General features: G+C 40.1%; 21 protein-coding genes. 14 read left to right on the forward strand and 7 right to left on the reverse strand.

The annotated features are described in order from the left end of the window. The first annotated feature begins 94 nt into the window (after nucleotides 1-94). Nucleotides 95-748, forward strand: coding sequence for a bifunctional tRNA pseudouridine(32) synthase/23S rRNA pseudouridine(746) synthase RluA (gene rluA, locus B1F84_RS13145; RefSeq protein ID WP_131691688.1), 654 nt, complete (start codon nucleotides 95-97; stop codon nucleotides 746-748). 73 nt (nucleotides 749-821) lie between these two features. Continuing rightward, nucleotides 822-1,718: a DUF3530 family protein gene (locus B1F84_RS13150; protein WP_131691689.1), complete on the forward strand. Its 897-nt coding sequence runs from the start codon at nucleotides 822-824 to the stop codon at nucleotides 1,716-1,718. On the opposite strand, the gene djlA is transcribed toward B1F84_RS13150, so the two are convergent. The 3 genes from djlA to B1F84_RS13165 are packed head-to-tail and all read right to left on the reverse strand — an operon-like array spanning nucleotide 1,701 to nucleotide 4,246. Next, the gene (gene djlA / locus B1F84_RS13155) at nucleotides 1,701-2,558 is read right to left on the reverse strand and encodes a co-chaperone DjlA (RefSeq protein WP_010391624.1); all 858 of its coding nucleotides are present in this window, start codon (nucleotides 2,556-2,558) and stop codon (nucleotides 1,701-1,703) included. The genes B1F84_RS13150 and djlA overlap by 18 nt on opposite strands. A gap of 33 nt (nucleotides 2,559-2,591) precedes the next feature. After that, nucleotides 2,592-3,248, reverse strand: coding sequence for an N-acetylmuramate alpha-1-phosphate uridylyltransferase MurU (gene murU / locus B1F84_RS13160; RefSeq protein ID WP_076920061.1), 657 nt, complete (start codon nucleotides 3,246-3,248; stop codon nucleotides 2,592-2,594). After that, nucleotides 3,245-4,246, reverse strand: a complete 1,002-nt coding sequence (locus B1F84_RS13165; RefSeq protein WP_076920062.1) for a phosphotransferase — start codon at nucleotides 4,244-4,246, stop codon at nucleotides 3,245-3,247. Before B1F84_RS13165 ends, murU begins: the two co-directional genes overlap by 4 nt. Nucleotides 4,247-4,340: 94 nt before the next feature. Between B1F84_RS13165 and lptD the strand changes: the two genes are divergently transcribed. The 7 genes from lptD (at nucleotide 4,341) to B1F84_RS13200 (ending at nucleotide 13,310) form a co-directional block, all read left to right on the forward strand. Next, the gene (lptD, locus tag B1F84_RS13170; protein WP_076920063.1) at nucleotides 4,341-6,587 is read left to right on the forward strand and encodes an LPS assembly protein LptD; all 2,247 of its coding nucleotides are present in this window, start codon (nucleotides 4,341-4,343) and stop codon (nucleotides 6,585-6,587) included. Between the two features lie 96 nt (nucleotides 6,588-6,683). Beyond that, nucleotides 6,684-7,979, forward strand: a complete 1,296-nt coding sequence (surA, locus tag B1F84_RS13175; RefSeq protein ID WP_076920064.1) for a peptidylprolyl isomerase SurA — start codon at nucleotides 6,684-6,686, stop codon at nucleotides 7,977-7,979. A gap of 2 nt (nucleotides 7,980-7,981) precedes the next feature. Continuing rightward, nucleotides 7,982-8,974 (forward strand): 4-hydroxythreonine-4-phosphate dehydrogenase PdxA, encoded by a 993-nt coding sequence (gene pdxA, locus B1F84_RS13180; RefSeq protein WP_008464119.1) that lies wholly within the window; start codon nucleotides 7,982-7,984, stop codon nucleotides 8,972-8,974. Next, on the forward strand, nucleotides 8,971-9,777 hold the full coding sequence (gene rsmA / locus B1F84_RS13185) for a 16S rRNA (adenine(1518)-N(6)/adenine(1519)-N(6))-dimethyltransferase RsmA (protein ID WP_010391631.1): 807 nt from the start codon (nucleotides 8,971-8,973) through the stop codon (nucleotides 9,775-9,777). Before pdxA ends, rsmA begins: the two co-directional genes overlap by 4 nt. After that, nucleotides 9,761-10,150 (forward strand): Co2+/Mg2+ efflux protein ApaG, encoded by a 390-nt coding sequence (apaG, locus tag B1F84_RS13190; protein ID WP_041709470.1) that lies wholly within the window; start codon nucleotides 9,761-9,763, stop codon nucleotides 10,148-10,150. The genes rsmA and apaG overlap by 17 nt, the downstream gene beginning before the upstream one ends. A 16-nt stretch (nucleotides 10,151-10,166) precedes the next feature. Continuing rightward, the gene (locus tag B1F84_RS13195; RefSeq protein ID WP_131691690.1) at nucleotides 10,167-10,985 is read left to right on the forward strand and encodes a symmetrical bis(5'-nucleosyl)-tetraphosphatase; all 819 of its coding nucleotides are present in this window, start codon (nucleotides 10,167-10,169) and stop codon (nucleotides 10,983-10,985) included. A gap of 309 nt (nucleotides 10,986-11,294) precedes the next feature. Further along, entirely contained in the window at nucleotides 11,295-13,310 is a 2,016-nt protein-coding gene (locus B1F84_RS13200) for a methyl-accepting chemotaxis protein (RefSeq protein ID WP_131691691.1), read from the forward strand. Between the two features lie 453 nt (nucleotides 13,311-13,763). Here B1F84_RS13200 and rpmG read toward each other — a convergent pair whose 3' ends face one another. The 3 genes from rpmG to radC form a co-directional block, all read right to left on the reverse strand. Next, entirely contained in the window at nucleotides 13,764-13,919 is a 156-nt protein-coding gene (rpmG, locus tag B1F84_RS13210; RefSeq protein ID WP_004587947.1) for a 50S ribosomal protein L33, read from the reverse strand. A gap of 11 nt (nucleotides 13,920-13,930) precedes the next feature. After that, complete coding sequence (rpmB, locus tag B1F84_RS13215) at nucleotides 13,931-14,167, reverse strand: 50S ribosomal protein L28 (protein WP_008464111.1); 237 nt, start codon at nucleotides 14,165-14,167, stop codon at nucleotides 13,931-13,933. Nucleotides 14,168-14,441: 274 nt separating this feature from the next. Further along, nucleotides 14,442-15,116, reverse strand: coding sequence for a DNA repair protein RadC (gene radC, locus B1F84_RS13220; protein WP_008464109.1), 675 nt, complete (start codon nucleotides 15,114-15,116; stop codon nucleotides 14,442-14,444). Nucleotides 15,117-15,257: 141 nt separating this feature from the next. Here radC and coaBC point away from each other — a divergent pair, with 141 nt between their 5' ends. The 5 genes from coaBC (at nucleotide 15,258) to B1F84_RS13245 (ending at nucleotide 22,794) form a co-directional block, all read left to right on the forward strand. Further along, on the forward strand, nucleotides 15,258-16,451 hold the full coding sequence (gene coaBC, locus B1F84_RS13225) for a bifunctional phosphopantothenoylcysteine decarboxylase/phosphopantothenate--cysteine ligase CoaBC (RefSeq protein WP_033103978.1): 1,194 nt from the start codon (nucleotides 15,258-15,260) through the stop codon (nucleotides 16,449-16,451). A 224-nt stretch (nucleotides 16,452-16,675) separates the two neighbouring features. Continuing rightward, a complete protein-coding gene (gene slmA, locus B1F84_RS13230) occupies nucleotides 16,676-17,263 on the forward strand; it encodes a nucleoid occlusion factor SlmA (RefSeq protein WP_008113236.1) in 588 nt (195 codons plus the stop codon). Between the two features lie 366 nt (nucleotides 17,264-17,629). After that, a complete protein-coding gene (locus B1F84_RS13235; protein WP_131691692.1) occupies nucleotides 17,630-20,377 on the forward strand; it encodes a prolyl oligopeptidase family serine peptidase in 2,748 nt (915 codons plus the stop codon). Between the two features lie 248 nt (nucleotides 20,378-20,625). Next, the gene (locus B1F84_RS13240) at nucleotides 20,626-21,702 is read left to right on the forward strand and encodes a GGDEF domain-containing protein (RefSeq protein ID WP_131691693.1); all 1,077 of its coding nucleotides are present in this window, start codon (nucleotides 20,626-20,628) and stop codon (nucleotides 21,700-21,702) included. Nucleotides 21,703-21,870: 168 nt separating this feature from the next. After that, a complete protein-coding gene (locus B1F84_RS13245; protein WP_131691694.1) occupies nucleotides 21,871-22,794 on the forward strand; it encodes a Fic family protein in 924 nt (307 codons plus the stop codon). A 62-nt stretch (nucleotides 22,795-22,856) separates the two neighbouring features. Here B1F84_RS13245 and B1F84_RS13250 read toward each other — a convergent pair whose 3' ends face one another. Beyond that, nucleotides 22,857-24,041, reverse strand: coding sequence for an NAD(P)/FAD-dependent oxidoreductase (locus B1F84_RS13250; protein WP_131691695.1), 1,185 nt, complete (start codon nucleotides 24,039-24,041; stop codon nucleotides 22,857-22,859). Between the last annotated feature and the right edge of the window lie 78 nt (nucleotides 24,042-24,119).

Here is a 24,119-nt window from a genome sequence, read left to right on the forward strand (position 1 = left end):
TTGAAAAAAGCGCGATATTTATATCGCGCTTTTTACTTGAGCCTTTGCGCTCGCTCCACTAAAATAGCGCACTTCAAAATCACTGAGGTCTGCCGTGTTAGTTAATTACAATCCCCCTATGAGCCCGTATTTAACTATACTGTTTCAAGACGATGATTTACTTATTGTAAATAAGCCCAGCGAGTTACTCACCGTACCAGGTAAAGACCCAAAACATGCCGATAGCTTAATTAATCGCGTCAACCGTGTTTTTCCTACGGCTAAAATTGTTCACCGTTTAGATATGGCTACCTCAGGGATACTTTGCTTGGCAATGAACAAAGCCGCTCACCGCCATTTAAGTATGCAATTTCAAGAGCGTGAAACGGCAAAGCGTTACATTGCGCGAGTTTATGGGCAACTTGAAAGTGAAACCGGCTCAGTTGACTTACCGCTTATTTGTGATTGGCCGAACCGTCCTAAGCAAATGGTTGATCACGACAATGGCAAGCCCTCGCTTACTCATTTTAAAGTGCTTGAGCGCGAAGCACAGGCAACCCGTGTAGAGCTGACTCCCATAACAGGGCGTTCCCACCAATTGCGAGTGCATATGTTAAGCTTAGGCCACCCTATTTTAGGCGATCGTTTATATGCCCACAAAGACGCACTTTCTGCGGCACCTCGATTACAGCTGCATGCACAAATGCTGCAACTAAAGCATCCTGTTACAGAGCAAGTACTCACGTTTGAAGCTGACCCCGAGTTTTAAATAAATACGCAAATAGCTAAACTTTTATAGCCTCGCGCCGATACCTAAATAATCTTTATTGTTTGAGTTTATTATGGTTGTTGCGCAATTTATAAAAATGTCACTGTATGCATTGTTAGCTGTTTGCATATTAATGCATTGGCAAACATATGCTGTAGAACATATAGCCCCTACAGCCCACTCAACTATTATTGAAAATGATATTAAACGCTTGGCACCAGGGGATGAAATTAAAACCATTGAGCTTGGCGACACCCCATTTTTAACCTTACATCGTGAATACATGAGTGCTGATTTTAGAGGTGTGGTGATTCTAATACCCGACTGGCAATCGAGCCCTACAAACAATTCTGGCATGAACTTTTTGCGCAAAGAGTTAAATAACCATGGCTATAGCACTTACGCTATGACGGTGCCCGATATTAATTGGCAAGCTGCTGAGCAGAGCAGCGAGGCAAATAATCAACCGGCTGCAGCAGATAACAGCACGCCAACTGAGCCGCCTCATCATGTTGATTATATTGAGCAGGTCAATGTTGACGTATTAGATAACTACAAAACAAATTTAATTGCTCGCTATGAGGCCCTCTATCAGCAAGCGAGTGAAGCCTCGAATGATATCGTGGTTATTGCTCAAGGAACCAGTGCGGGAGTATTAATGGAGCACTATGCTGATTTTTCAGATTTACAGATCAATGCATTTATTAGTTTAAGTAGCTTTTTACCAAATTCACAGCGTAATGCGCGTTTGAGCCAAACCACCTCTTTAGTGACACCTGCGTTATTAGATATTTATTTTTCAGGCGATCATAACGATATTTTAATGAACCTTAAAAACCGTCAGCGTTGGGTTAACCGTAATGCAAAGTTTGATTACCGCCAGCGCCAGCTATTTGGATTGCGCGACGCGCCGCAGCAACATGCACGCTTGAGCAAAGAAATAGACGGTTTTTTACGCCGCCTTTTTTAAATACTCGTAAGCAGCTTGAATATCTTGACTTTTTTTAACCGCGACTTCCATCATATGCTTAGGTAAACCTTGCGATACCAGTTTATCAGGATGGTGCTGAGCCATAAGCTTTCGGTACGCTACTTTAATATCACGTTGCGACGCGTCTTTATTTAATCCCAATAAGGCCAATGCCTGCGAGCGATTCATATCATTACTTGGCGGAACATGATGCCCTGAGCCTTCTCGGTAACTACTACTTTGACTTTGCTGCTGTCTAAAGCGCTGTTGTTGCTGCCTAAAATTAAACTCAGCTTGGTAACGTTTTAGCACAAACGCAAAGTGCGCTTTAGATACACCCAACTGCTTACTGACTTCTTGTAATAATTGCTTTTCTTGTGCGGCAAGTACCCCATCAGAAAACGCCATTTGTATTTGAATTTCTAAAAATAACTGCAGTAAATCGTAACGTTTAGCAAAGCGTTCTTTAAAGTCATAAACCGTGTCTTTGAGAGAAAAGTCGCTATCTTTACCTGATTGAAACGCTTGTTGAGCTTCACGGCGTTCTTCGCCTTTTAAGCCCATTTCATCCATAAATAGCGTCGCAGCTTTAATATGGGTTTCACTTATTCGTCCATTTGACTTGGCAATATGCCCCATTACTGCAAAGCAGCTAGAAAAAAACAGTGCTTGGCGTTCGTTAACATCATCGCCCTTAAAAAGGTTAGAGAAGCCGCCAGCCTGATCAAAGTCTTTCTTTAGGCTTTTATCAAACATATGACCTAGGTATAAGCCTAAAATGGCGCCAAATATTTTGCCAAACATAAAACCAAAACAGAAACCGAGAATTTTTCCCCACATTTTAAAACTTACCTCTAGTGTTTTATATTTAGCTTATGGCGCTAATTGTTGGTTAAGAGTCGATAAACGCTCTGGTGTGCCTATATCGTCCCATTGGCCAATATAGAGTTCAGTGGAGACTAAATGTTCATTTAATTTTTCACGCAGTAAAGGCCCTAACGGGCGGATACCTAGGGCCAGCCCTTCAAAGAAATCAGCCTGGTAACGGCCAATTCCAGAAAATGTATAGCGCTGTTCACTATTAGGTAAGTGGCTTAGGGTAAAATCACCCTCTGGGTTATGCGCAGGATTTTCAACCAATACAATGTGCGCTTCTTTTGGCTGTAAATGCAGCTGCATTAATGCACTAATATCGTAGTCGCTGTAAACATCACCATTAATAACAATAAATGACTCACCTAATAAAGGAAGTGCTTGAATAATACCGCCTGCAGTTTCAAGCCCGCCAGTCACCTCTTGGCTATAGGTTATGGTTACCCCCCATGCACTGCCATCTGCAAAATAGGCTTTTATTTTATCTCCTTGCCACGCAAGGTTAATCACAATTTGGCTAATGCCAGCCGCTTTTAAGCGCATAATATGATGTTCAATAAGTGGCTTACCTGCCACACATAACATAGGTTTTGGCAGCTGTGCGGTGAGCGGCATCATACGTTTACCGCGTCCAGCAGCTAAAATCATCGCCTTCATAATTGTTCCTCTTTTAACCGCTGCTGTACTTTTAGTATCACGTAATTTTTTATCCAATCTGATAAGCCGCAAAGCTCCGGATATTGTGCCGCTACCTCTATTACGTATTCAAGCGTAGGAAGTATATTCGCTAAGTAACCTTTTTTGCCATCACGTAGGTACAAGCGACAAAAAATACCCGCCGCTTTTAAATGGCGCTGCAAGCCGGTTAAATCAAACCAATACTTAAATTGTGCAAATGACTCATTAGTTATTAAGCCTTGGCGCTTAAATTCGTCATAGCCAAACTCAAGTAAGTGAGTAAGCTCGTCATTAGGCAACTTAAAGTAACAATCTCTTAAAAGCGAGACCAAGTCATAACATAATGGGCCTTGTACCGCGTCTTGATAATCAATAATTGCCCATTGCTGCTCGCAACGCATAATATTACGACTATGGTAATCACGGTGCATAGTCACTATAGGTTGTTCAAGCAGTGTATTGATTAACAGCGTAGTGCTTGTTTGCCAAATATTTTGTTGCTCAGTGCTGAGCTCTGCACTAATAAAATCATTAACTAACCAATTTTTAAAAATATCCAACTCAAGTGCAATAAAATCACTGTCGTACGGGTTCATTGCCGGTGCTTTTGGCGTTTTAGACCACTTGGCACTTAAACTGATCAGCTGCTGGTAATACTCACTGCGATTGGCATCATCAAGCAAGTCAGCTAAATGGGTGCTGCCCAAATCACTTAAAATAAAAAAACCTTGTTGCTCGTCACTATAAATAATGGATGGTAATAAAAAACCCTGCTCAGAAAACACCTTATTTAATGCAATATAAGGGACGTTGTTAACTTTTTTTGGATCGGAGTCCATCACAATAAAGCTTTTATTTTCAGCATTTAATCTGTAGTAACGGCGAAAACTGGCATCTGCGGTTATTGCATTAAGCGCGCAGGATTGCTCACTAAAGTGAGTATTAATAAACTGTTGTAAACTCTCAAAGCGTGTCATTTTATAAGCTATCTATTTTTCACTAATTACTTTGCCATTGTTTTCCTTTATTATGTATAGCTTGTAACTAATCACAGAGCATAAAGGTCGATAAATGAGCAAAACCTGGGGCATTTTGATGCTAAGCGTACTGAGCGCACCATCGCTTGCCGAAACTGAACTGACACACAATTTTTGTGGCACTTCAATGCAAACCAGAGCTTGGCAACCGCTAGCTGGCCTTGAGCTTGGAACGGTTGATATCAGCGCTGATGACGTTGAGCTTTTAGGCACACAAAGCGCTGAATTTACTGGCAATGTTGATATTAACACCGTTAACATGAGTTTGTCCGCACAATCAGCACTGATTGATAAACAACGCGGCCTACTCAATGCTACCGGCCCAATTACCTACCGCGATTATGTAAGCCACGTACAAAGTGCGGGCTTAAACGCTGATTTAAACAACTCATCATTTAGCTTATTAGGCGCACAATACAGCCTAACACAACAGCAAGGCAAAGGCGGTGCGGAAAAACTCACCATTGATGAGTCTGGCTTAATGCTGATGAATGCAAGCTTTACTGCTTGTCCTGGAAATACGCCAGTGTGGGCTATTGAAGCTGATGAGATTAATTTATCTCGTGAAGAGGGCTGGGGCGAGACCTACAATGCGGTGCTACGTATTTTAGACACGCCAGTACTCTATTTACCTTATTTTACTTTCCCACTTGATGAGCGCCGTAAATCAGGTTTATTAACGCCCAGCTTTTCAAGTTCAGATCGCTATGGGTTAGAAACAATTACGCCTTACTATTGGAACATTGCTCCAAACTATGATGCAACCATTACCCCGCGTTATATGTCACGCAAGGGGCTACAGTTACAAACTGAATTTAGATATTTAACCCCAGAGCACCAAGGCCTAGTGGCTGTAGAATACCTAAATAAAGATGATTCAGAGCCAGAGCTAGACGAGCGTTTCTTGTTTCATTGGCAACAAAAAAGCTATATAGGCGAAGACTGGCGAGCCAGTATTGATATTACCAATGTCAGTGATGATAACTACCTGACTGATTTAAACTCAACCTATGCAAGTAAAACCGATACTCAGCTTTATCGTACCGGCTCACTGACTCATATGGGCGAGATGTGGCGTACCGATATAAAAATACAAAACTTTGAAGTACTCGGTGACCACCTAGAATCATATACAGCCTTACCTCAAGTTAGCTTTACACAAACTACGCCGTGGAAAATTGATTACTTCGATTTTAGTGTTTCAGGCGAGCTAAGCCACTTTACTAATAGCTCAGCGGTGATTGACCAAGCAACTCGCGTTCATATAGAACCTAAAGCACGCTTTGATTACAAAGAATATGCCTGGTCGTTTTTATCTGAAGTAAGCTTGCTACAAACTAACTATAAACAAGACGGCGACTTACAAGGCACTCAATATAGCGAGACTGTCTCGCGTACATTGCCAAAAGTGCGCTTATATTCTCAGCTTAACTTTGAGCGTGATACCTCAATTTTTATCGACGATGGTATTCAAACCTTAGAACCACAAATTCAGTATTTATATACACCTAATAAAGATCAGTCTGATATTGGCTTGTACGATACCACTAAATTACAAGACGACTTTTTTGGCTTATTTAGAGATGCGCGTTTTTCAAGTGTTGACCGAATTGCCGCTGCGAATCAGTTTACGCTTGGGGCAACCACCCGTTTATTTGATAATAAAAATGAAGAAGTATTTAACTTCAGCGCAGGCCAAATATTTTATTTAAGTGACTCAGCCAAGCCCACAGAGCAAGGGCTTAACAGCGACAGTAACTACAATGCCTTGTTTGCAGCGCAAACCATGTTACATTGGCACCGCCGCTGGTATTTATCCGGTGGTATTCAGTACGACACGGATGGCAAGCAAATTATCCAGTCAAATTTAACCTTAGACTATAAAGGTGACGATAATCAGCTGGTTCAATTGAACCATCGCTATGCAAATGATGTCTCAGGAAATACAATCGAACAAGCGGGCTTATTTACAAGCATCCCTATTAGTGACGAATGGCAATTTATTGCAAGTTACCATCGCGATCTTGATAATAACCGCAGTATTGAAGTATTTAGTGGATTACAGTATGAATCGTGCTGTTGGGCGTTCCAAATTACTGGCCATCGTCAAATTGAAACTGATTTAAATCAGTCAATTGGGCAACCCCAAGCCACTTTTGATTCGAGCATTCGTTTGAATTTTGTATTAAAAGGGCTTGGTAGTAAAAGCCGTTATGATGCTCAAAAATTATTACAACAAGGTATTTTTGGTTATCGTAGGCCGTATTTTCTTAATGACTAAACTGCATTTTGTATAGTAAAAATTTACAAATAACTATATCAATCTAGCCGCATTTAGCATTACAACAGTACTATTAGTAAGAGTAGTAAAAAGAATATGAATTTAAAAAAATTATTAACATCAGCAGTTTTAACGTTTAGCTTATGCCAAAGTGCATTCGCCGCTCCGGTCGAAATAGACAAAGTAATTGGTATTGTAAACCAAGGCGTTATTTTAAAAAGTGAAGTTGACACCATTGTTGATCGTGTTAAAAAACAAGCAGAAGAACAAGACCAACAGCTGCCAAAAGACGAAACACTTCGTGTACAAGCAATTGAGCGCTTAGTTAATCAAACACTAATGATGCAAATGGCTGAGCGTATGGGCTTAGAGATATCAGATAGTCAGCTTGACCAAACACTCGCTAACATGGCCAAAGAGCAAGGCGGTACGATTGCTGACTTACGTCGTACCATTGAAGCGTCGGGTGAAAGCTTTCAAGCTTACCGCGAAGAAATACGTAAAGAAATAACCACCCAACAAGTCACGCGTGCAAACGTAGACCGCCGTATATATGTAAGCGACCAAGAAATTGATAACTTGCTAAAAATTATGGATAGCCAAGGCCAAAACGCCGAAGAATACGATATTGGTCATATTCTTATCGATATTCCAAGCGGTGCAAGTGCAGACGACGTAAGCTCTGCAAAAACACGTGCAGACAAAGTAATTGAACTACTACAAGACGGCCAAGAGTTTAAGCGTATTGCTATTTCTTCATCAAGTGGTTCAAAAGCCCTTGAGGGTGGTCAGTTAGGTTGGATGGGCATTAACGAAATGCCATCACTATTCGCAGAAGCTGTAAAAGGTGAAAAGAAAGATGCGATTATTGGTCCACTTCGCTCTGGTGCGGGTTTCCACATCATTAAAGTACAAGACGTGCGTGGCCGCCAAGTAGTAGAAACCACAGAAATTAAATCTCGCCACATCCTTATTAAGCCTTCAATTATTTTAAGCGAAGAAAAAGCCCGCACTATGTTAGCTGGCTTTGTTAAAGATTTACGCGCCGGTAATGCTGACTTTGCAGAACTAGCTAAAGAACACTCGCAAGATCCAGGCTCAGCACTTAAAGGCGGACAATACGATTGGACTGATCCAACTACTTACGTGCCTGCGTTTAGAGATACATTACTATCTCTTGATCAAAACGAAATCAGTGAACCATTTAGAAGCCAGTTTGGCTGGCACATTGTGCAATTACTAGACAAACGTGTTGCAGACAAAACTGAGCAAGCTAAACGTAATCGTGCACATGGCATGTTGTTTAATCGTAAATTTAAAGAAGAAAGCTTTAACTGGCAGCAAGAAATGCGCGAACAAGCCCATGTTGAAATTTTCCCAATAGACGAATAATTATGACCTTAAGAATTGCGGTAACCCCTGGCGAGCCTGCAGGCATTGGCCCTGACTTGCTATTAAAATTGGCACAGCACAGCTGGGATGCACAACTAGTAGCGATTGCAGATGCTTCGCTACTAAAGCAGCGCGCTAAACATTTAGGTTTAAACATTAAATTAATTGAATTTGATGAAAGCGCTGAAGCCATGCCTACTGCTGCTGGCAGCTTATACATAAAACAGATTGATTTAGCCGAGCCGGTTGAGCTGGGTGTACTGAATGACGCAAACGGTCAATACGTATTAGACACTCTACGTATTGCTAGTGAAAAAAATATGGACGGCACTTTTGATGCCGTTGTTACTGGCCCTGTTCATAAAGGTATTATTAACCAAGCCGGTATTTCTTTTAGTGGCCACACTGAGTACTTTGCTCAGCAGTCGGGCACTGCTGATGTTGTTATGTTATTAGCCACAGAAGGTCTGCGAGTTGCACTAGTAACAACACATATTCCGCTTGCTTATGTCTCTCGTGCGATTACCCAAGAGCGACTAGTTAAAGTGGCAAATATTCTTAATCATGACTTAAAAACTAAGTTTGGTATTGAGCAACCACGTATTTTAGTCTGTGGCTTAAACCCGCACGCTGGTGAAGATGGCCATTTAGGCCGCGAAGAAATCGACACGATTACGCCTACACTTGACATACTAAGAGCTGAGGGGATGAACTTAATCGGGCCTTTACCAGCTGATACGTTATTTCAAGATAAATACCTAAATGAAGCTGATGCAGTGTTGGCTATGTATCACGATCAGGGATTACCTGTGCTAAAATACAAAGGATTTGGTAAGTCTGTGAATATAACTCTCGGCCTTCCATTTATCCGCACTTCAGTCGACCACGGTACTGCGCTTGATTTAGCCGGTACCGGTGATGCTGATGTTGGCAGTTTTGAATTAGCGATCCGCGAAGCAATTAAGCTCGCCCATGAAAAAGCACAGAATCAATGACCGATAAAGTACACTTAGGACACCGCGCCCGTAAACGTTTTGGCCAAAACTTTTTATTCGATGAATCAATTATCGATAAAATCGTCACCGCTATAGATCCCAAGCCGCAAGATAATTTAGTAGAAATTGGCCCAGGCCTAGGCGCTATTACTGAGCCTGTAGCCGATTTAAGCGGCCATTTAACGGTTGTTGAGCTAGATAAAGATTTAGCCCAACGTTTAATTGAGCACCCTTTTTTAGGGCCTAAATTAACCGTAAACCAAGGCGATGCAATGAAGTTTGATTTTGCAAGCCTAGTTAAAGACGACAAAAAGCTAAAAGTATTTGGTAACCTACCGTACAACATTTCTACTCCTTTGTTGTTTCATCTTTTTGAATTTGCCGATCATATTGAGCACATGCACTTTATGCTGCAAAAAGAAGTGGTAAAACGCATGGTTGCAGGCCCAGGCAGCAAAACCTTTGGCCGCTTGAGTGTAATGACTCAATACTACTGCAATGCGATGCCTGTAGTAGAAGTACCACCAGAGTGCTTTAAACCTGCACCTAAAGTAGATTCTGCGGTTATTCGCTTAATCCCCAAAAAGGCAGAGCAGCGCACAGCTAAGAGCGTTAAAATATTAAATACAGTCTGTTTAGAAGCGTTTAATCAACGTCGTAAAACACTGCGCAACAGCCTAGGCAACCTTTTAACCGCTGAAGAGTTAACCAGCATTGGCATTGATATTACCCTGCGTGCTGAGAGCCTGTCGTTACAACAATTTATTGATATAGCTAACTGGATTTATGACAACAAGCAGTAATATGGGATCACCTGTAAAGGTATCTGTAGAAACATTTTATGTAGAAGAGCAATCGCAACCTGAACTTGATAAATTTGTATTTGCTTACTCCGTTACTATAAAAAACCACAGTTTATGTAGTGCAAAACTACTTAGCCGCTATTGGTTAATTACCGATGCCAATGGTAAAGAAGTAGAAGTGCAAGGCGAAGGTGTGGTAGGTGAAACCCCAGATATAGCCCCAGGTGAAAGTTACAAATACACCAGTGGTGCAATATTAGATACTCCCGTAGGCACCATGCAAGGGCATTACACTTTACGAAACGAGTTTGGTGCTGAGTTTGAAGCACCCATAAATGTGTTCCGTTTAGCTTGCCCTAATATCTTACACTGATAAAAAACAGCATCTAATGGCCGACTACGCAATAGGTGATTTACAAGGCTGCTTTAACGAATTTAATTTATTGTTAAAGCAAGTCGACTTTAACCCTAGCAAAGATCATCTCTACCTAGTGGGTGATATTGTTGCTCGCGGCCCAGACTCCAAAGCGTGCCTTGATTATATTTATCAGCACCAAGATAGTGTTAGTGTTACATTAGGCAATCACGACTTGCATATGATTGCCTGTTATTTAAATAATGTTGCCCCTAATCCCAAAGACAAACTAACGACACTGTTCAACAGTAGCAAACTCCCCGACTACATCGCGTTTTTACAAACTCAACCTTTAGCTCTTTATCTAGAGCAATATGACTGCTTTATTTCACACGCGGGGCTAAACCCTGACTGGTCGTGCGAGCAAGCCATTAAGCACGCTCAATTTGCGCAGCAATGCTATGGTGCTGATAACGCTCAGTTCTTCTTAAAAAACATGTATCAGCCTCATCCACTCAAATGGAGTGAGCAACATGATGACGCTGCTAAATTTCGGTATATCGTTAATTATTTCACCCGCATGCGCTTTATTACGCCTGATAACTTGCTTAATTTTAATGCAAAAGAAGCAACAACAAATTCCTCATCATTAATCCCTTGGTTTTCTCATCCTAAAATAGTGAATGCTCAACATGACCTTATTTTTGGACATTGGGCAGCTCTTGAAGGACAAACTCCCTACAAACACCTATACGCACTAGACACTGGTTGCGTTTGGGGCGGCTCAATGACCTTAATAGATTTACAAAGCAAACAAAAATTTTCAGAAAAATCACAACTTTTGTCTAAATAAACTGAAAAAAGTTAATACATCTGTTAAGTTTAAGAGTGCATGTTAAATCGTATAATTACAAACTATTCACAACAGTGTGTAAAAAATAGCAACACTCTCATAATCAAATTGATGATGAGTAAAATTGCCTTTTATTATTTTATATCCATAATCGAATAGTTTAATTATGCATTCTTAGCGTGTGATGTAGTTTCACGGTAAATTTAGCAACTAACTATTAACAGTAAAAATTAATTATTTTTAATTACTTAACTTATTGTTGAAAGCGCCGATAAGTTTTAATAGACGTATTTTTGAATGGAAAACCATATGAATCTAACAGTGAGTCAACGTATTTGGGGTGGTTTTATATTTATCACTTCATTACTTTTAATTATTGGCGGTAACTCTTTAATAAAAATAGCAAATATAGATCGTTCAACTCAAAAAGTTAATCAACTATCGCTTCCGGCATTAAACAAGAGCGCTCAATTACAAGCTGAATTTATTTTGATGAGTAAGGCTGCTCAAGCCAGCTTTCATACTTCGTCAGCTCAAGAGCTAGCACCAATAAAAGCACAGATAGAAGAACAAAAGCAGTTATTTGATAGCTTACATCGCGAGCTGCAACAGGTCGTAAAAGATGATCCGCAATTAAATAAGAGCAGCCTTGAAGTTGAAAAAACCTACTTAAGCTTTTTAAACATTATAGAGAGCCTACTTAAAGATAAAAACACTCAGTTAGTGCTTAACAAAAAGCTCAAAGCGCAATTAGAAACCGTTGAGCTTGCTGCAGAAGATGCCAACTCTATGGTTCTTGATATTATTGATATTGATGGCTTAGAAGATAACTACCCTCGTGCTTATCAAGCAGCTAATAACCTTGAAAATAACTTTATGTCTGTGGTTACCAGTAGCACCGACATGTTAACTGTGAAAACACTTAACACGCTCGATATTATTAAAAATGAACAAGTGTATTACTTTGAAGAAGTGGTTCGTACTGTTGCATTAATACAACCTGCGATAGAGCAAAGCCACAGCAGCTTGTTTAACGACTTAAAAGGTTATGTAGATACACTTGAGAGCAATATCTTAGGCAACGATAGCCTTTCAGCGAATAAAAAGCGCCTTATTGATGCAATCAGCACAACTGAGCGTGAATTAGAAGAGTCTGAAAAAGCCACTAAAACAGCACTTAGCCAAATAGACGAATTAGTATTACAAGCCAGCGGCGTTGCATTTACTTTGCAAGAAGGCGTACGCAGCGATGTAAACTCAGCTAATTTATGGACTTGGATAGGCATGATCATTGCGACTATTATCGCTGTGCTTGTAGCCATCATTACTGTTAACCGTATTACTAAGCCATTAGCAGAAGTTAACCGCATTTTAGATATTGTTGCCAGTGGTGATATGACTCAACGCTTAGATGACAGCGCAAAAGATGAGTTTGGTGAATTGTCGAAAAGCTGTAATACCTTAATTGATAGCTTACGTAGCTTAATTACCGGTATTATTTCACGTTCAACACAACTTGCAGCCGCTTCTGAGCAAACTTCAACAATTACCGGTGAATCAAGCAAAGCGATTAGTAATCAACAAGCGCAAGTAGAGCAAGCTGCAACCGCAACCACTGAAATGAGCAGTACTTCACAAACTGTAAGTAACAGTGCACAACAAGCACTGAGTGAAATTAAAAATGCCGATAAAGAAGCTGAACGTGTTAAAGGCATTTCAAATCAAAACAAAGCAACCATTGAACAACTCGCTTACGAAGTCGATGAAGCATCAAGTGTTATTAATAAACTACACAAAGATAGCGCATCAATTGGTAGTATTTTAGACGTTATTCGTGGCATTGCAGAACAAACTAACTTACTTGCACTTAATGCGGCCATTGAGGCAGCGCGTGCCGGAGAATACGGTAGAGGGTTTGCCGTGGTAGCTGATGAAGTAAGATCACTTGCAAGTAAAACACAAGAGTCGACCCAAGAAATTCAATCTATGATTGAATCACTACAGTCTGGCGCTGAAGAAGCAGTTAAGGCAATGGAAAAAGGTAAAGAACGTGCCGTTTCGTGTGTTGAACAAAGTGACTTAGCCAATAGTGCGCTGGATTCAATTACCCTTGCGGTATCACAAGCGCACAATGTCAGTGAAGAGATATCAACAGCAGCACAAGAGCAACAACAAGTGTCACAAGAGATCAGTGAACGCTTAGAGTCTATTGTTGCTATCGCCGAGCAAACAGCAGAAGGTGCTGTACAAACTAATATTTCAAGTTCAGAAGTGGCTAAGTTAGCCGAAGAACTAAGAATATCAGTAGAGAACTTTAAAGTATAAATATCGCACTGTAAGTAGCCCTAGGGCTACTTACAGCTCACACCCTAGTGAAGTCATAGTAAAACACCCACTTCCTCATTAGGTGTGCTTACATGCCCCACAATCTCACTCTAAATACACAACACTCAACTGCTTAGTCCGTAAAGTCATTTAATGCCCATACTCTTTATGTTCTCTTTGGTTATACCCATTCGCTTAATTAAGTGGTCTATTTTGAAGATGAAAAAACGTGTTGATAGCAAGGCAAAAAAATTGCTATTTAGTTGTTCTAAATGAGAATTTTTTAACGCAGATAGCGACACGTTTAGTCCTGTAAAATGATTAAGTATTATTGCGAATTGGTATTAGATGGACATTATTACGGTAGGTATATTTTCGGTAGCTAACAGAGTGGATTTAAAAACAAAAAACCCAGCATAAGCTGGGTTTTTACATTTCTGAAAGAAAACTAAATTACTTGATTTTAGCTTCTTTGAAAATCACATGTTTACGAGCCTTAGGATCGAACTTTTTGATTTCCATTTTTTCAGGCATGTTACGCTTGTTCTTGTCGGTAGTGTAGAAAAAACCAGTACCAGCAGTTGAAACTAAACGGATCTTATCGCGCATAATTCAGTTCCTTAAACTTTTTCGCCACGAGCACGGATTTCTGTAAGAACCGTGTCAATGCCTTTTTTATCGATAATACGCATACCTTTAGTAGTAGTGCGTAATGTTACAAAACGTTTTTCACTTTCAACCCAAAAACGGTGTGTTTGTAGGTTAGGTAGGAAACGACGTTTAGTCGCGTTTCTCGCGTGTGAACGGTGGTTACCAACCGCTGGACGCTTACCTGTAACTTGACATACTTTAGACATGTCTATATATCTCCAATAACTTCGCTCGAGCTTAATTTTTCCCTAAGGCCATGTATTTGTGCCCTAGAGATAAATCGAAGGGCGCTCTTTATACAGCTTTTACAGGCAAAGATCAAATACTGATCTTATCCAACCAGCTCATGTGTAAATTTTATAGCGGCTAATTATAAAGATCGAATGCCCTTAGGGAAAGTAAAAACTGCATTTAAATTAAACTAATTTGCCAAAACACACTAAACCGCTCATTTTTAGCACATATCTGCGAGCGATAAACTTAAATAAGTCCCCGTTCAGCAAACGAAACACAATTTTCACCACCAATAATAATATGATCCAACACATTTATGTCGACTAATTGCAGTGCTTGGCATAATTTATTGGTAATTAGCTTATCGGCCTGACTCGGTTCTGCAATACCACTTGGGTGATTATGTGAAAAAATAACCGCTGCCGCATTATTTTTTAACGCTGCTTTGACTACTTCACGGGGATACACACTGGCTGCGTTAATCGTACCATAAAATAAGATTTCATCTTTCAATAAACGATTTTGGCTATCAAGATACAACACCATAAACACCTCCTGCTGCAGCCCTCGCATTTGCAAGGTTAAATAGTCGTATACAGCTTGAGGGGAGTTAAAAACGGCATCGCGAACAAAGCCTTCTTGCATATAACGTTGACTCAGCTCAAGTACCGCTTGTAGCTGTACATATTTAGCTGTTCCTAGCCCTTTTTGCGCACAAAATTCATCTATGCTGGCATTAAACAAATTATGCAGGGTTTTATTTTCATTGAGCAGGTGCTGTGCCAGCTCTATCGCATTCATACCGGGTAAACCAGTACGTAAAAATATAGCCAATAGTTCAGCATCAGAGAGTGCCTTTGCGCCTTTTTCTAGCAGCTTTTCTCGCGGTCTGAGTGAATTAGGCAGAGAGGTTAATTGCATCGTTCATCCTTGAAAGCGGTCAGTATCATATAACTGTAATGCAAAATTAAAAATTAGCGCGATAAAACGCATTTTATCTTAGCTGTCACGCTCAAGATTTGTTATTTTAGCCAGCATATTTTATAAAATTGATGAACAACCATGATTAATTTAACAAATAAAAAAATAGTGCTGGGAATTAGCGGTGGAATTGCAGCCTATAAATGTGCCGAACTCGTAAGACGTTTAAAAGACCATGGTTGTGACGTTAAAGTTGTAATGACTGAATCAGCAAAGCATTTTATTACCCCGCTAACGATGCAAGCAGTCAGTGGTGAAATGGTGTCTGACTCATTACTCGACCCATCAGCAGAAGCTGCAATGGGACATATTGAATTTGCCAAATGGGCTGATTTAATTTTAGTTGCCCCTGCCACCAGCAATATTATTGCAAAAATGGCCGCAGGCATTGCTGATGACCTACTCACTACGTTATTGCTCGCAACCCCTGCAAAAGTAGCCATAGCGCCGGCAATGAATCAGCAAATGTACGCACATCTTGCAACGCAAGCTAATATAGCCACTTTAAAGGCGCGTGGCGTTGCTGTTTGGGGACCTGGTAAGGGTGAGCAAGCCTGTGGTGATGTAGGTGCAGGGCGAATGCTTGAACCGCATGAATTAGTGAGTTTATGCACTGAACCTGCGCAACCACAACTCTTAGCGGGTAAAACCATTACTATTACCGCAGGTCCAACCCGAGAACCTCTCGATCCGGTGCGTTTTATATCAAACCACAGCTCAGGAAAAATGGGCTATGCACTAGCACAAGCTGCTTTATCATTTGGCGCACAAGTTAACTTAATTTCAGGCCCGGTAACCATTACCGCACCGCAAGGGGTTAATTTAATTAATATAGAAAGTGCTGAGCAACTATTGCAAGAGTCACTCAATTACGCTCCTCAATCAGACGCCTTTATTGGCTGCGCTGCTGTAGCCGATTACCGTGCAGCAAATATCGCCACACAAAAGATGAAAAAACAAGGTGATGAACTCACTCTTAGCTTAGTTAAGAACCCAGACGTTATAGCAGCGGTGGCAAACCTTACACAAAGCCGCCCTTACACTGTCGGCTTTGCAGCAGAAACGCAAAATGTTGCTAATTACGCTAAAGGGAAACTAGCCAATAAAAACCTCGATATGATTTGTGCTAACGACGTATCGCAAAGTGATTTGGGCTTTAATTCAGAGCGTAACGCACTCACTCTTTACTGGCAAAATGAACAACTCGATTTACCTGAGACCAGCAAAACAGAAATAGCCATCAAAGTGATCGAACAGCTTGCCAAACGATTATAAAAAGGCTGGAAACAAACTGAATAAAACATTAACATGATGACGCCTTGTGACCTTTTAGTGTAATTTTATCTCGCTAATATAGTTTAATGCTTGCGCAGTACCAGAGCTTCACCGTAACACGTGAAAATACCGTCTCACTGGTTACTGCCTGTAGCAGCACTAGGCCGGTAGCTGTGTTATCGCACATTGATGTAGAAAAAATAACTATTAAAAAAGGAATGTTCATGCCTGCGACAAAAAAAAGTAATCGCAAAGAGCAAATACTGCAAGCACTCGCACAAATGTTAGAAACCAGCCCTGGCCAGCGTATTACAACAGCCAAACTTGCCGCAGAAGTTGGCGTATCTGAAGCCGCTCTTTATCGCCACTTTCCTAGCAAAGCGCGGATGTTTGAAGGATTAATAGAATTTATTGAAGATACCCTGCTATCACGTATTAATCTTATTTTAGATAACGAAAAAGAAAGCAAAGCACGCGTATACAATACCCTATTACTGTTGCTAACGTTTGCTGAGAAAAACCCTGGCATTACTCGTATATTAACAGGCGACGCTCTACAAGGAGAACAAGAGCGACTTCGTGAGCGTGTACAGGGCTTATTTGAAAAACTAGAAACCCAATTTAAACAAATTCTTAGAGAGCGTAAGCTACGTGAAGGTAAAAACTTCCAAAGCGATGAGTTAACCCTAGCTAACTTTTTGCTTGCCTACGTTGAAGGTAAAATGAATCAGTTTGTGCGCAGTAATTTTAGTGCTCGCCCAAGTGAGCAATTTGAAAAACAATGGCCAGAATTACAAAAAATTTGGTTATAAGGTTTTAGGTAATCTTGCCAGCAAGATTATTAAATTAAACTCTTTAACCTTCTCCTATCATCAATTCCACATAAACTCTGTGTTCTTTTTTATAAATTAATTTGAACACAGAGCAAAAAGTAAAAAATTGAAAACCACAATTAAACGTACGCTTCCCTAACTTTTTACGGATACTTAGCACCTCGCATCCCGTGGCCCGAAAATCAAACCTTTCACCTTTAACCTTTGACCTTTAACCTTTGACCTTTAACCTTTTACCATTCATTTTTCCCCTCTCATCTCTGCCTTGCTACCACTTATCGTATCTACTCGAATTGTTATTAAAACTCGTTACAATAAAATAATGTTAAAAAACGAGAATCTATAATGAAAACACAACTCACTCTTATAGGCTGTGCACTTATTACCAGCTTAACGAGCGCCAGTGCCTTAGCAAATAAGCCATTAGAATTTAAAGATGTATTTGATTTTAAATCTGCAAAAGGCACACAGCTTTCTGAAAATGGTCAAATCCTCTCTTTAAGTGCAACTCCTTATCGTGGCAATGCCACTGGGCAAGTCTACTCGCTAAGTAACAATAAGCTTATTGCAGAGGTAGAACGAGGCACTCGCCCTACAATTAACAAAATGGCGAACTGGGTCGCATTCACCCAAGTGCCTACCCTACTTGAAAAAGAAACCACTAAGAAAAAAAGTGATTTAAAAAATAACTTAGTATTAGTGAATACCCAAACCGGTGAGCAACAACGTTTTAATGACGTAAAAGACTACGTACTTGCTAATAACGGCCAATGGCTTGCCTATCGCAAAAATGAAAGCACCGACACGGATGATAAAACCTCCGATAACGATAGCGCTATTACTGCTGACAAAAAAGATAAAAGCTACCCGCTGGTTATCATCAACTTAAATGATAAGCGCACCCATACTCTTGAAAGTGCCTTCACCTATGATATTAGCGCCACCAGCGATCAGCTATTAGTGAGCCAAAGCTATGTGGATGGTAACAATAATCAAATTACTTTGTTTTCACTCGATGATTTTACCAGCACGGCATTAATTGATGAGCCGGGTGTGGTTGCCAGCAAAATAGCTTGGCACCCAATCAATAAGAGTGTTGCATTTACCTTAGGTAACTATGTGAACGATGATAAGCGTCGCCGCCAATACGAATTAACGCTTTGGCAAAACGAAACGCTTACCACTGTGCAGTCACCTAACCCAGAATGGTTAATGGGTAAAACCGCGACATTAACGTGGTCCGAAGATGGCACACGCTTGTACTTTGAAAACCGCCCAAAGCTTGCTGCAAAAGTTAAACAAAAGGAATATACCGATGAGTCGTCACTGTATGACTTTGAGATTATTCGCGACCAAAAAGGGTTAAATGTATGGCACAACAACGATGCGCAAATTAAACCTCGCGAAGAGCAGCAATGGAATGAAAATAATAAAAATCGACATTACACGGCGGTATACCATGTAAACTCGCAACAAGTTGTGCAGTTAAGCACACCAAATATGCCTGAGGTCGCACTTAATACTGAACGCGCGGATTCATTATTAGGTTACTCAAATTTAGCTCATCTTGAAAAAGTAATGTATGGCGGTTTTTTTGCTGACTACTTTGCTGTTGATATAAAAACGGGTAAACAAACCCCTATTATTAACGACTACCCATTTAGACCAAGCCTTGCGCCTAATGGTAAGTTTGCTGCTTACTTTGATAATAACCAAGTACAGCTTAAAAACTTAGGCAATAACAAAGTGAGCGTACTCAGCAAAGCAGTTAACGCCACCTTTGCCGATGACAAACACGATTACCCATCTAAGCAGCCTGGCTATGGCTTTGCTGGCTGGCTTAACGATAGCAGCGAAATACTGGTTTATAGCAAATACGATATTTGGTCGTTTAATGTAAATACCAAGCAAGCCAAACGCTTAACTAATGGTAAACAAAGTAATACTCAGTACAGAGTGATCACACTTGATAAAAGCCAAGTGGGCTTTAACAGTAAGGATACACTGCTGCTCTCTGCAATTAACTTACAAAGTAAGCAAAGAGAAGTTGCTAAACTTAATTTAACAACGCTTAACGTTACTAAAGTACTCACAGGAAATAAACGCTTTGATGTAATTAAAAAAGCCAAAAATGCCGATAAATACTTATTTACTGAGCAAACCTATCAGCAATTCCCTGATATTTACCAAACTGACTTTAGCTTTAATAAGCCACAAAAGGTCACGAACTTAAATCCACAAGTTAATAACTTCGCGTGGGGCCAAGAACCTGAGCTTATCAGCTATAAAGGCTTTGATGGGGAAGATTTACAAGGGGTATTAATCAAACCTGCGGGCTACAAAAAAGGCGATAAAGTACCGGTTGTGGTGTACTTTTACCGCTATATGAGCCAGCGTATGTACGACTTCCCTAAAATGGAATTAAATCATCGCCCTAACTTCCCATTGTTTACATCAAATGGCTACGCCATCTTTTTACCTGATATTCGCTTTGAAATAGGTCACCCAGGTAAGTCGTCAACGCAAACCATGATCAACGCCACCCAAAAGCTGATTGATTTAGGCATTGCCGATCCTAATAAAATAGGGTTACAAGGCCACTCATGGGCGGGTTATCAAAGCGCGTTTATGATCACTGAAACTGATATGTTTAAAGCTGTGGTATCGGGTGCGCCAGTGTCTAACATGACCAGCGCTTACAGTGGCATTCGCTTAAAATCAGGGCTTGCTCGCCAATTTCAGTATGAAACAGGGCAAAGCCGTATTGGTAAAAGCTTATTTGAAGCCCCAGAGCTTTATATTGAAAACTCGCCAGTCTTTTTTGCCGATAAAGTAAATACCCCTATTCTGATTATGTTTGGCGACAAAGATGATGCTGTGCCATGGCATGAAGGCGTACAATATTATTTAGCGCTGCGCCGTGCGGGTAAAGATGCCACATTTTTACAATATGAAGGTGAACCGCATCACTTAAAGCAATTCCCTAATCAGGTAGATTTCTCCGTACGCATGATGCAGTACTTTGATCATTACTTAAAAGGCAAGCCAGCCGCTAAGTGGATGAACGAAGGTGAAGCGTTTGTAGAAGAATAACCCCTCTCTCGAAGCTAAAAACCCCATACACTGATAGGCTATGGGGTTTTTAGCTTTTAACATCAAATAATTTACCAACCAAAACTTAGACCAAAATCTTCATAGCAAACATTGAGCTTTCGTTTGAACACAAAAATACGCTATTTTTTATAAATATTTATTTGTAGAGTGATTTTACTCAGCACTATAATAAAGCTGGGTTATAGGTAATAATCAATAAAAATATAAAAACTAAAGAGAAGTGGAGAATGCTAGATTTTTGGTACAAAGGGCTACCACAGTATCCAAAAGATCATAAAGATTTTTGGCGCACACGCTTAATCGCTCATTCATTATTAACAGCAACCTGCTACTTTTTAATTTTAACTCTACTCAATTTGTTCTACTTTGATAGCTACGATATTGCAGCCATTGACGCATTTGGCTTGCTTATAACACTAGCAATTTATCTTTGGTTTAGTAAAACGGCGAATGTGCATGCTGCAGCATGGGCAGTCACTATTATGGTAGCTAGTTTAATAATGACATTTGTTGTCTCTGTAGGTGGCCTTGCCCACTCTTTATTTTGGGCAACACTTATCCCTCCTTTTGCATTTTTTCTCGTCGGCAGAAATTGGGGGAGCATCTTTAGCGGCATTGCCTTTTGTATTTGCGCTTATTTAACTTATAAACAACAGCAGCTAACTGTGACTGTAGGTCTGGGCTCTTTATTTAATATCATAGAGGTCAGTATTGCCCATATCTTAATCTTCAGGTTTTATGAAAAAACTCGCTTTTCTGCTTATGACCATTTAACAATGCGCAATATAGAAATCCAACACCTTGCTGAAACAGATAAACTGACAGGGCTTTTTAATAGGCAAAAATTTGATTACGAGCTATCACAACTAATAACCAACTCTAAAAAAACAAAAACCACTAACTGTTTACTTATTTGTGATATCGATCACTTTAAAAAAATTAACGACACTCATGGCCATATAGTAGGTGACCGTGTTTTAAGTGAATTTGCAAATATAGTTAAAAGCAAAATGCCAGGTCATTCAGTAATAGCGCGCTGGGGCGGTGAAGAGTTTTCAATTATTTTACCCAACACCTCCTTAATCGAGGCTATAGCGCAGGCAAATCAACTAAAAGAATGTATTTACGCTGTTCCCATTGCCAACATTCCACTAACTATAAGTATAGGGCTAGCATTAATCGATCCTAACGATTCGGTTCTTAGCGTATTAGAACGTGCAGATAGCGCGCTATACAAAGCTAAAAACAATGGTCGTAATTCAGTGTATTTTAGAGACATTGAACTAACAATAGCAACTTCATAGAGCCCTTTATAGTTGAGTAAGATACCCAATTAATTAATAAACACTCAAAAAAACAACCATAAAGAACCAATAAAAAAATAAAATTGCATACTAAAAAACCATTAAAACTGACTTTTATGCTTAGTTCGCGTATTCTAACGCCCTGATTTACATAACCTCTATAACGAAATGAGCAACACCACTCCCCCATTTTCGATTTCAGCCAGCATGACTCACAGCATTGCAAATATTAGTGAAGCTTTAGGTAAAATCAGTGTCTTATATTCACCAGCAACCCTTGAGCACTATAAGCAACAAAAAATCACCTCTGTACAAATGAAAAACCCTGAGTTTCAATTCACAGCATCTGACTTATCAAACCCAGACAACTTGTTATGCTTACATCGCAGCTTAATGAAAGATCAAAGTGAAAAGTCAGGCAGTTATAGGCAGCAAAGTCTAGCATTAAAAAGTGGTGCACAAATGGCACCACAGGCAATACGAGTGCCACAAATGGTAGAGGAGTTATTTGCGTGGTTTAATACAACCGCGCATCACCCCTTAATCAGTAGCGCAGTATGTCATTATGAATTACAGTTTATTCAACCTTTTGCACAGGGTAATACTGAATTAGCGTGTGTGTGGCAAACTAAGCAATTATCGCAGTGGCATACGCTATTTTCATTGCTAAACATTCATAACCTAATCGCGACAACACGCCAACAATACGTTGAAAGCATTAACCTAAGTACCAAAATCGGTGACTCATCCGTGTTTATTGAGTACATGTTAGAGACATTACTTTCAGCATTGAACGTTTTAAAAAGTGATTTAAAATCAATAACAAAGAACCAAACCCCACAACACCCCCCTCAAGTTGAAGAGACTTTAGATATAAATCTGCAAGCCCCCCAAGTCATCGCTTTAATCAATGTATTTAATCAAATCGAAAGGCCGTTAAACCGACAAGAGCTACAAAATCAGCTAGGATTAAAAGATCGAAAACATTTTAGAGAGCGCTACTTAAAGCCTGCGATTGAGGCAGGCATAATCGAAATGACCATTCCCGAAAAACCGAATAGCAAAATGCAGCAATATAGACTTAAAAATTAGAAATAAAAATGCCACTTCAGAGCTAAAGTGGCAAGTTTAATAAGCTGTGGTGAGCTATTTTTTTACACGTATTGCCCAGCGGCGAATCCACAACTCCATGCGTATTGAAAATTATAACCTCCAAGCCAACCCGTTACATCGGTTACTTCGCCAATAAAATATAAACCATTAGCTTTTTTAGCCTCAAATGTTTTAGAGCTTAGCTCATCAGTATCAACACCGCCTAAAGTCACCTCTGCGGTTCTGTAACCCTCTGTACCATTTGGCTTAATTTGCCACGCATGAATATAATCCGCGAGTGCATCTATTTGGCTATGCGTCAGTTGATTAATATTGCAATCGGGAATGGCTTTACTGTCATGAAGTATTTCAACAAAGCGCTTAGGTAAGATAGTCGCGAGACTATTTTTTAACGATTTTTGCGCTTGCGTTTCTCGCCAGTCAGCTAACTGTTGCTTTAAATCGAGTTCAGGTAGTAAATTGATCGTTACCGCCTGACCTGCTCGCCAAAATGAGCTTATTTGTAATATGGCAGGCCCGGATAAGCCGCGATGAGTAAATAAAATATTCTCTTTAAATACAGTGCCATCTTCGCTTGTAACTTCACAAAGTATACTAATACCCGAAAGCTCTTCAAAACGGTCTTTATCGTGCTGATGTAAGGTAAAGGGAACTAAAGCAGCCATCGTCGGCAATACCTTTAAACCAAATTGGTCTGCAATTTTATAACCTATTGGCGTAGCACCAAGCTTAGGCATAGTTAAACCACCAGATGCAACGACTAACGACTCACAAGTGAGTGTTTCTTGCTCAGTTGTGACACTGTAACCCATTGCTGTTTTAGCAACATTTAATACTTCGCTACGTAGTTTAATAGTAACACCAGCCCACTCACACTCGGTAAGTAAAATATCAACAATGTCCTGTGCGCTATTGTCACAGAATAATTGTCCCAATGTTTTATGGTGATACGCCAAACCATGTCGGTCTACAAGCTCTACAAAGTCATGCTGCGTATAACGACTTAAGCACGATTTTACAAAATGAGGATTTGCGCATAAATAGTTATTAGGGCTCGCATTTTCGTTAGTAAAGTTACAACGCCCGCCGCCACTAATTAAAATTTTACGTCCTGGCTTTTTACCCATATCAAGCACTGTAACGCTTCGGCCGCGATACCCTGCTTGCGCTGCACACATTAAACCTGCTGCACCTGCACCGATCACAATTACATCAACGTGAGTCATTTAGTCATCTCTTAAAAACTTTGGTGGATTATAACAAAGTTTCGATAATAACCAGATAGTTGTTACATTGTTTTTAAT

The organism is Pseudoalteromonas sp. DL-6 (genome assembly GCF_004328665.1).
Taxonomy (GTDB): domain Bacteria; phylum Pseudomonadota; class Gammaproteobacteria; order Enterobacterales; family Alteromonadaceae; genus Pseudoalteromonas.

What these genes read in the sequence shown, in the direction of transcription:
- surA (WP_076920064.1), top strand. Translation starts at nt 6,684, where the DNA reads ATGAATTTAAAAAAATTATTAACATCAGCAGTTTTAACGTTTAGCTTA.
- B1F84_RS13240 (WP_131691693.1), top strand. Translation starts at nt 20,626, where the DNA reads ATGCTAGATTTTTGGTACAAAGGGCTACCACAGTATCCAAAAGATCAT.
- B1F84_RS13195 (WP_131691690.1), top strand. Translation starts at nt 10,167, where the DNA reads ATGGCCGACTACGCAATAGGTGATTTACAAGGCTGCTTTAACGAATTT.
- murU (WP_076920061.1), bottom strand. Translation starts at nt 3,248, where the DNA reads ATGAAGGCGATGATTTTAGCTGCTGGACGCGGTAAACGTATGATGCCG.
- lptD (WP_076920063.1), top strand. Translation starts at nt 4,341, where the DNA reads ATGAGCAAAACCTGGGGCATTTTGATGCTAAGCGTACTGAGCGCACCA.
- B1F84_RS13200 (WP_131691691.1), top strand. Translation starts at nt 11,295, where the DNA reads ATGAATCTAACAGTGAGTCAACGTATTTGGGGTGGTTTTATATTTATC.
- radC (WP_008464109.1), bottom strand. Translation starts at nt 15,116, where the DNA reads ATGCAATTAACCTCTCTGCCTAATTCACTCAGACCGCGAGAAAAGCTG.
- B1F84_RS13235 (WP_131691692.1), top strand. Translation starts at nt 17,630, where the DNA reads ATGAAAACACAACTCACTCTTATAGGCTGTGCACTTATTACCAGCTTA.
- slmA (WP_008113236.1), top strand. Translation starts at nt 16,676, where the DNA reads ATGCCTGCGACAAAAAAAAGTAATCGCAAAGAGCAAATACTGCAAGCA.
- djlA (WP_010391624.1), bottom strand. Translation starts at nt 2,558, where the DNA reads ATGTGGGGAAAAATTCTCGGTTTCTGTTTTGGTTTTATGTTTGGCAAA.
- apaG (WP_041709470.1), top strand. Translation starts at nt 9,761, where the DNA reads ATGACAACAAGCAGTAATATGGGATCACCTGTAAAGGTATCTGTAGAA.
- rpmB (WP_008464111.1), bottom strand. Translation starts at nt 14,167, where the DNA reads ATGTCTAAAGTATGTCAAGTTACAGGTAAGCGTCCAGCGGTTGGTAAC.
- pdxA (WP_008464119.1), top strand. Translation starts at nt 7,982, where the DNA reads ATGACCTTAAGAATTGCGGTAACCCCTGGCGAGCCTGCAGGCATTGGC.
- B1F84_RS13165 (WP_076920062.1), bottom strand. Translation starts at nt 4,246, where the DNA reads ATGACACGCTTTGAGAGTTTACAACAGTTTATTAATACTCACTTTAGT.
- B1F84_RS13245 (WP_131691694.1), top strand. Translation starts at nt 21,871, where the DNA reads ATGAGCAACACCACTCCCCCATTTTCGATTTCAGCCAGCATGACTCAC.
- rsmA (WP_010391631.1), top strand. Translation starts at nt 8,971, where the DNA reads ATGACCGATAAAGTACACTTAGGACACCGCGCCCGTAAACGTTTTGGC.
- coaBC (WP_033103978.1), top strand. Translation starts at nt 15,258, where the DNA reads ATGATTAATTTAACAAATAAAAAAATAGTGCTGGGAATTAGCGGTGGA.
- B1F84_RS13250 (WP_131691695.1), bottom strand. Translation starts at nt 24,041, where the DNA reads ATGACTCACGTTGATGTAATTGTGATCGGTGCAGGTGCAGCAGGTTTA.
- rpmG (WP_004587947.1), bottom strand. Translation starts at nt 13,919, where the DNA reads ATGCGCGATAAGATCCGTTTAGTTTCAACTGCTGGTACTGGTTTTTTC.
- B1F84_RS13150 (WP_131691689.1), top strand. Translation starts at nt 822, where the DNA reads ATGGTTGTTGCGCAATTTATAAAAATGTCACTGTATGCATTGTTAGCT.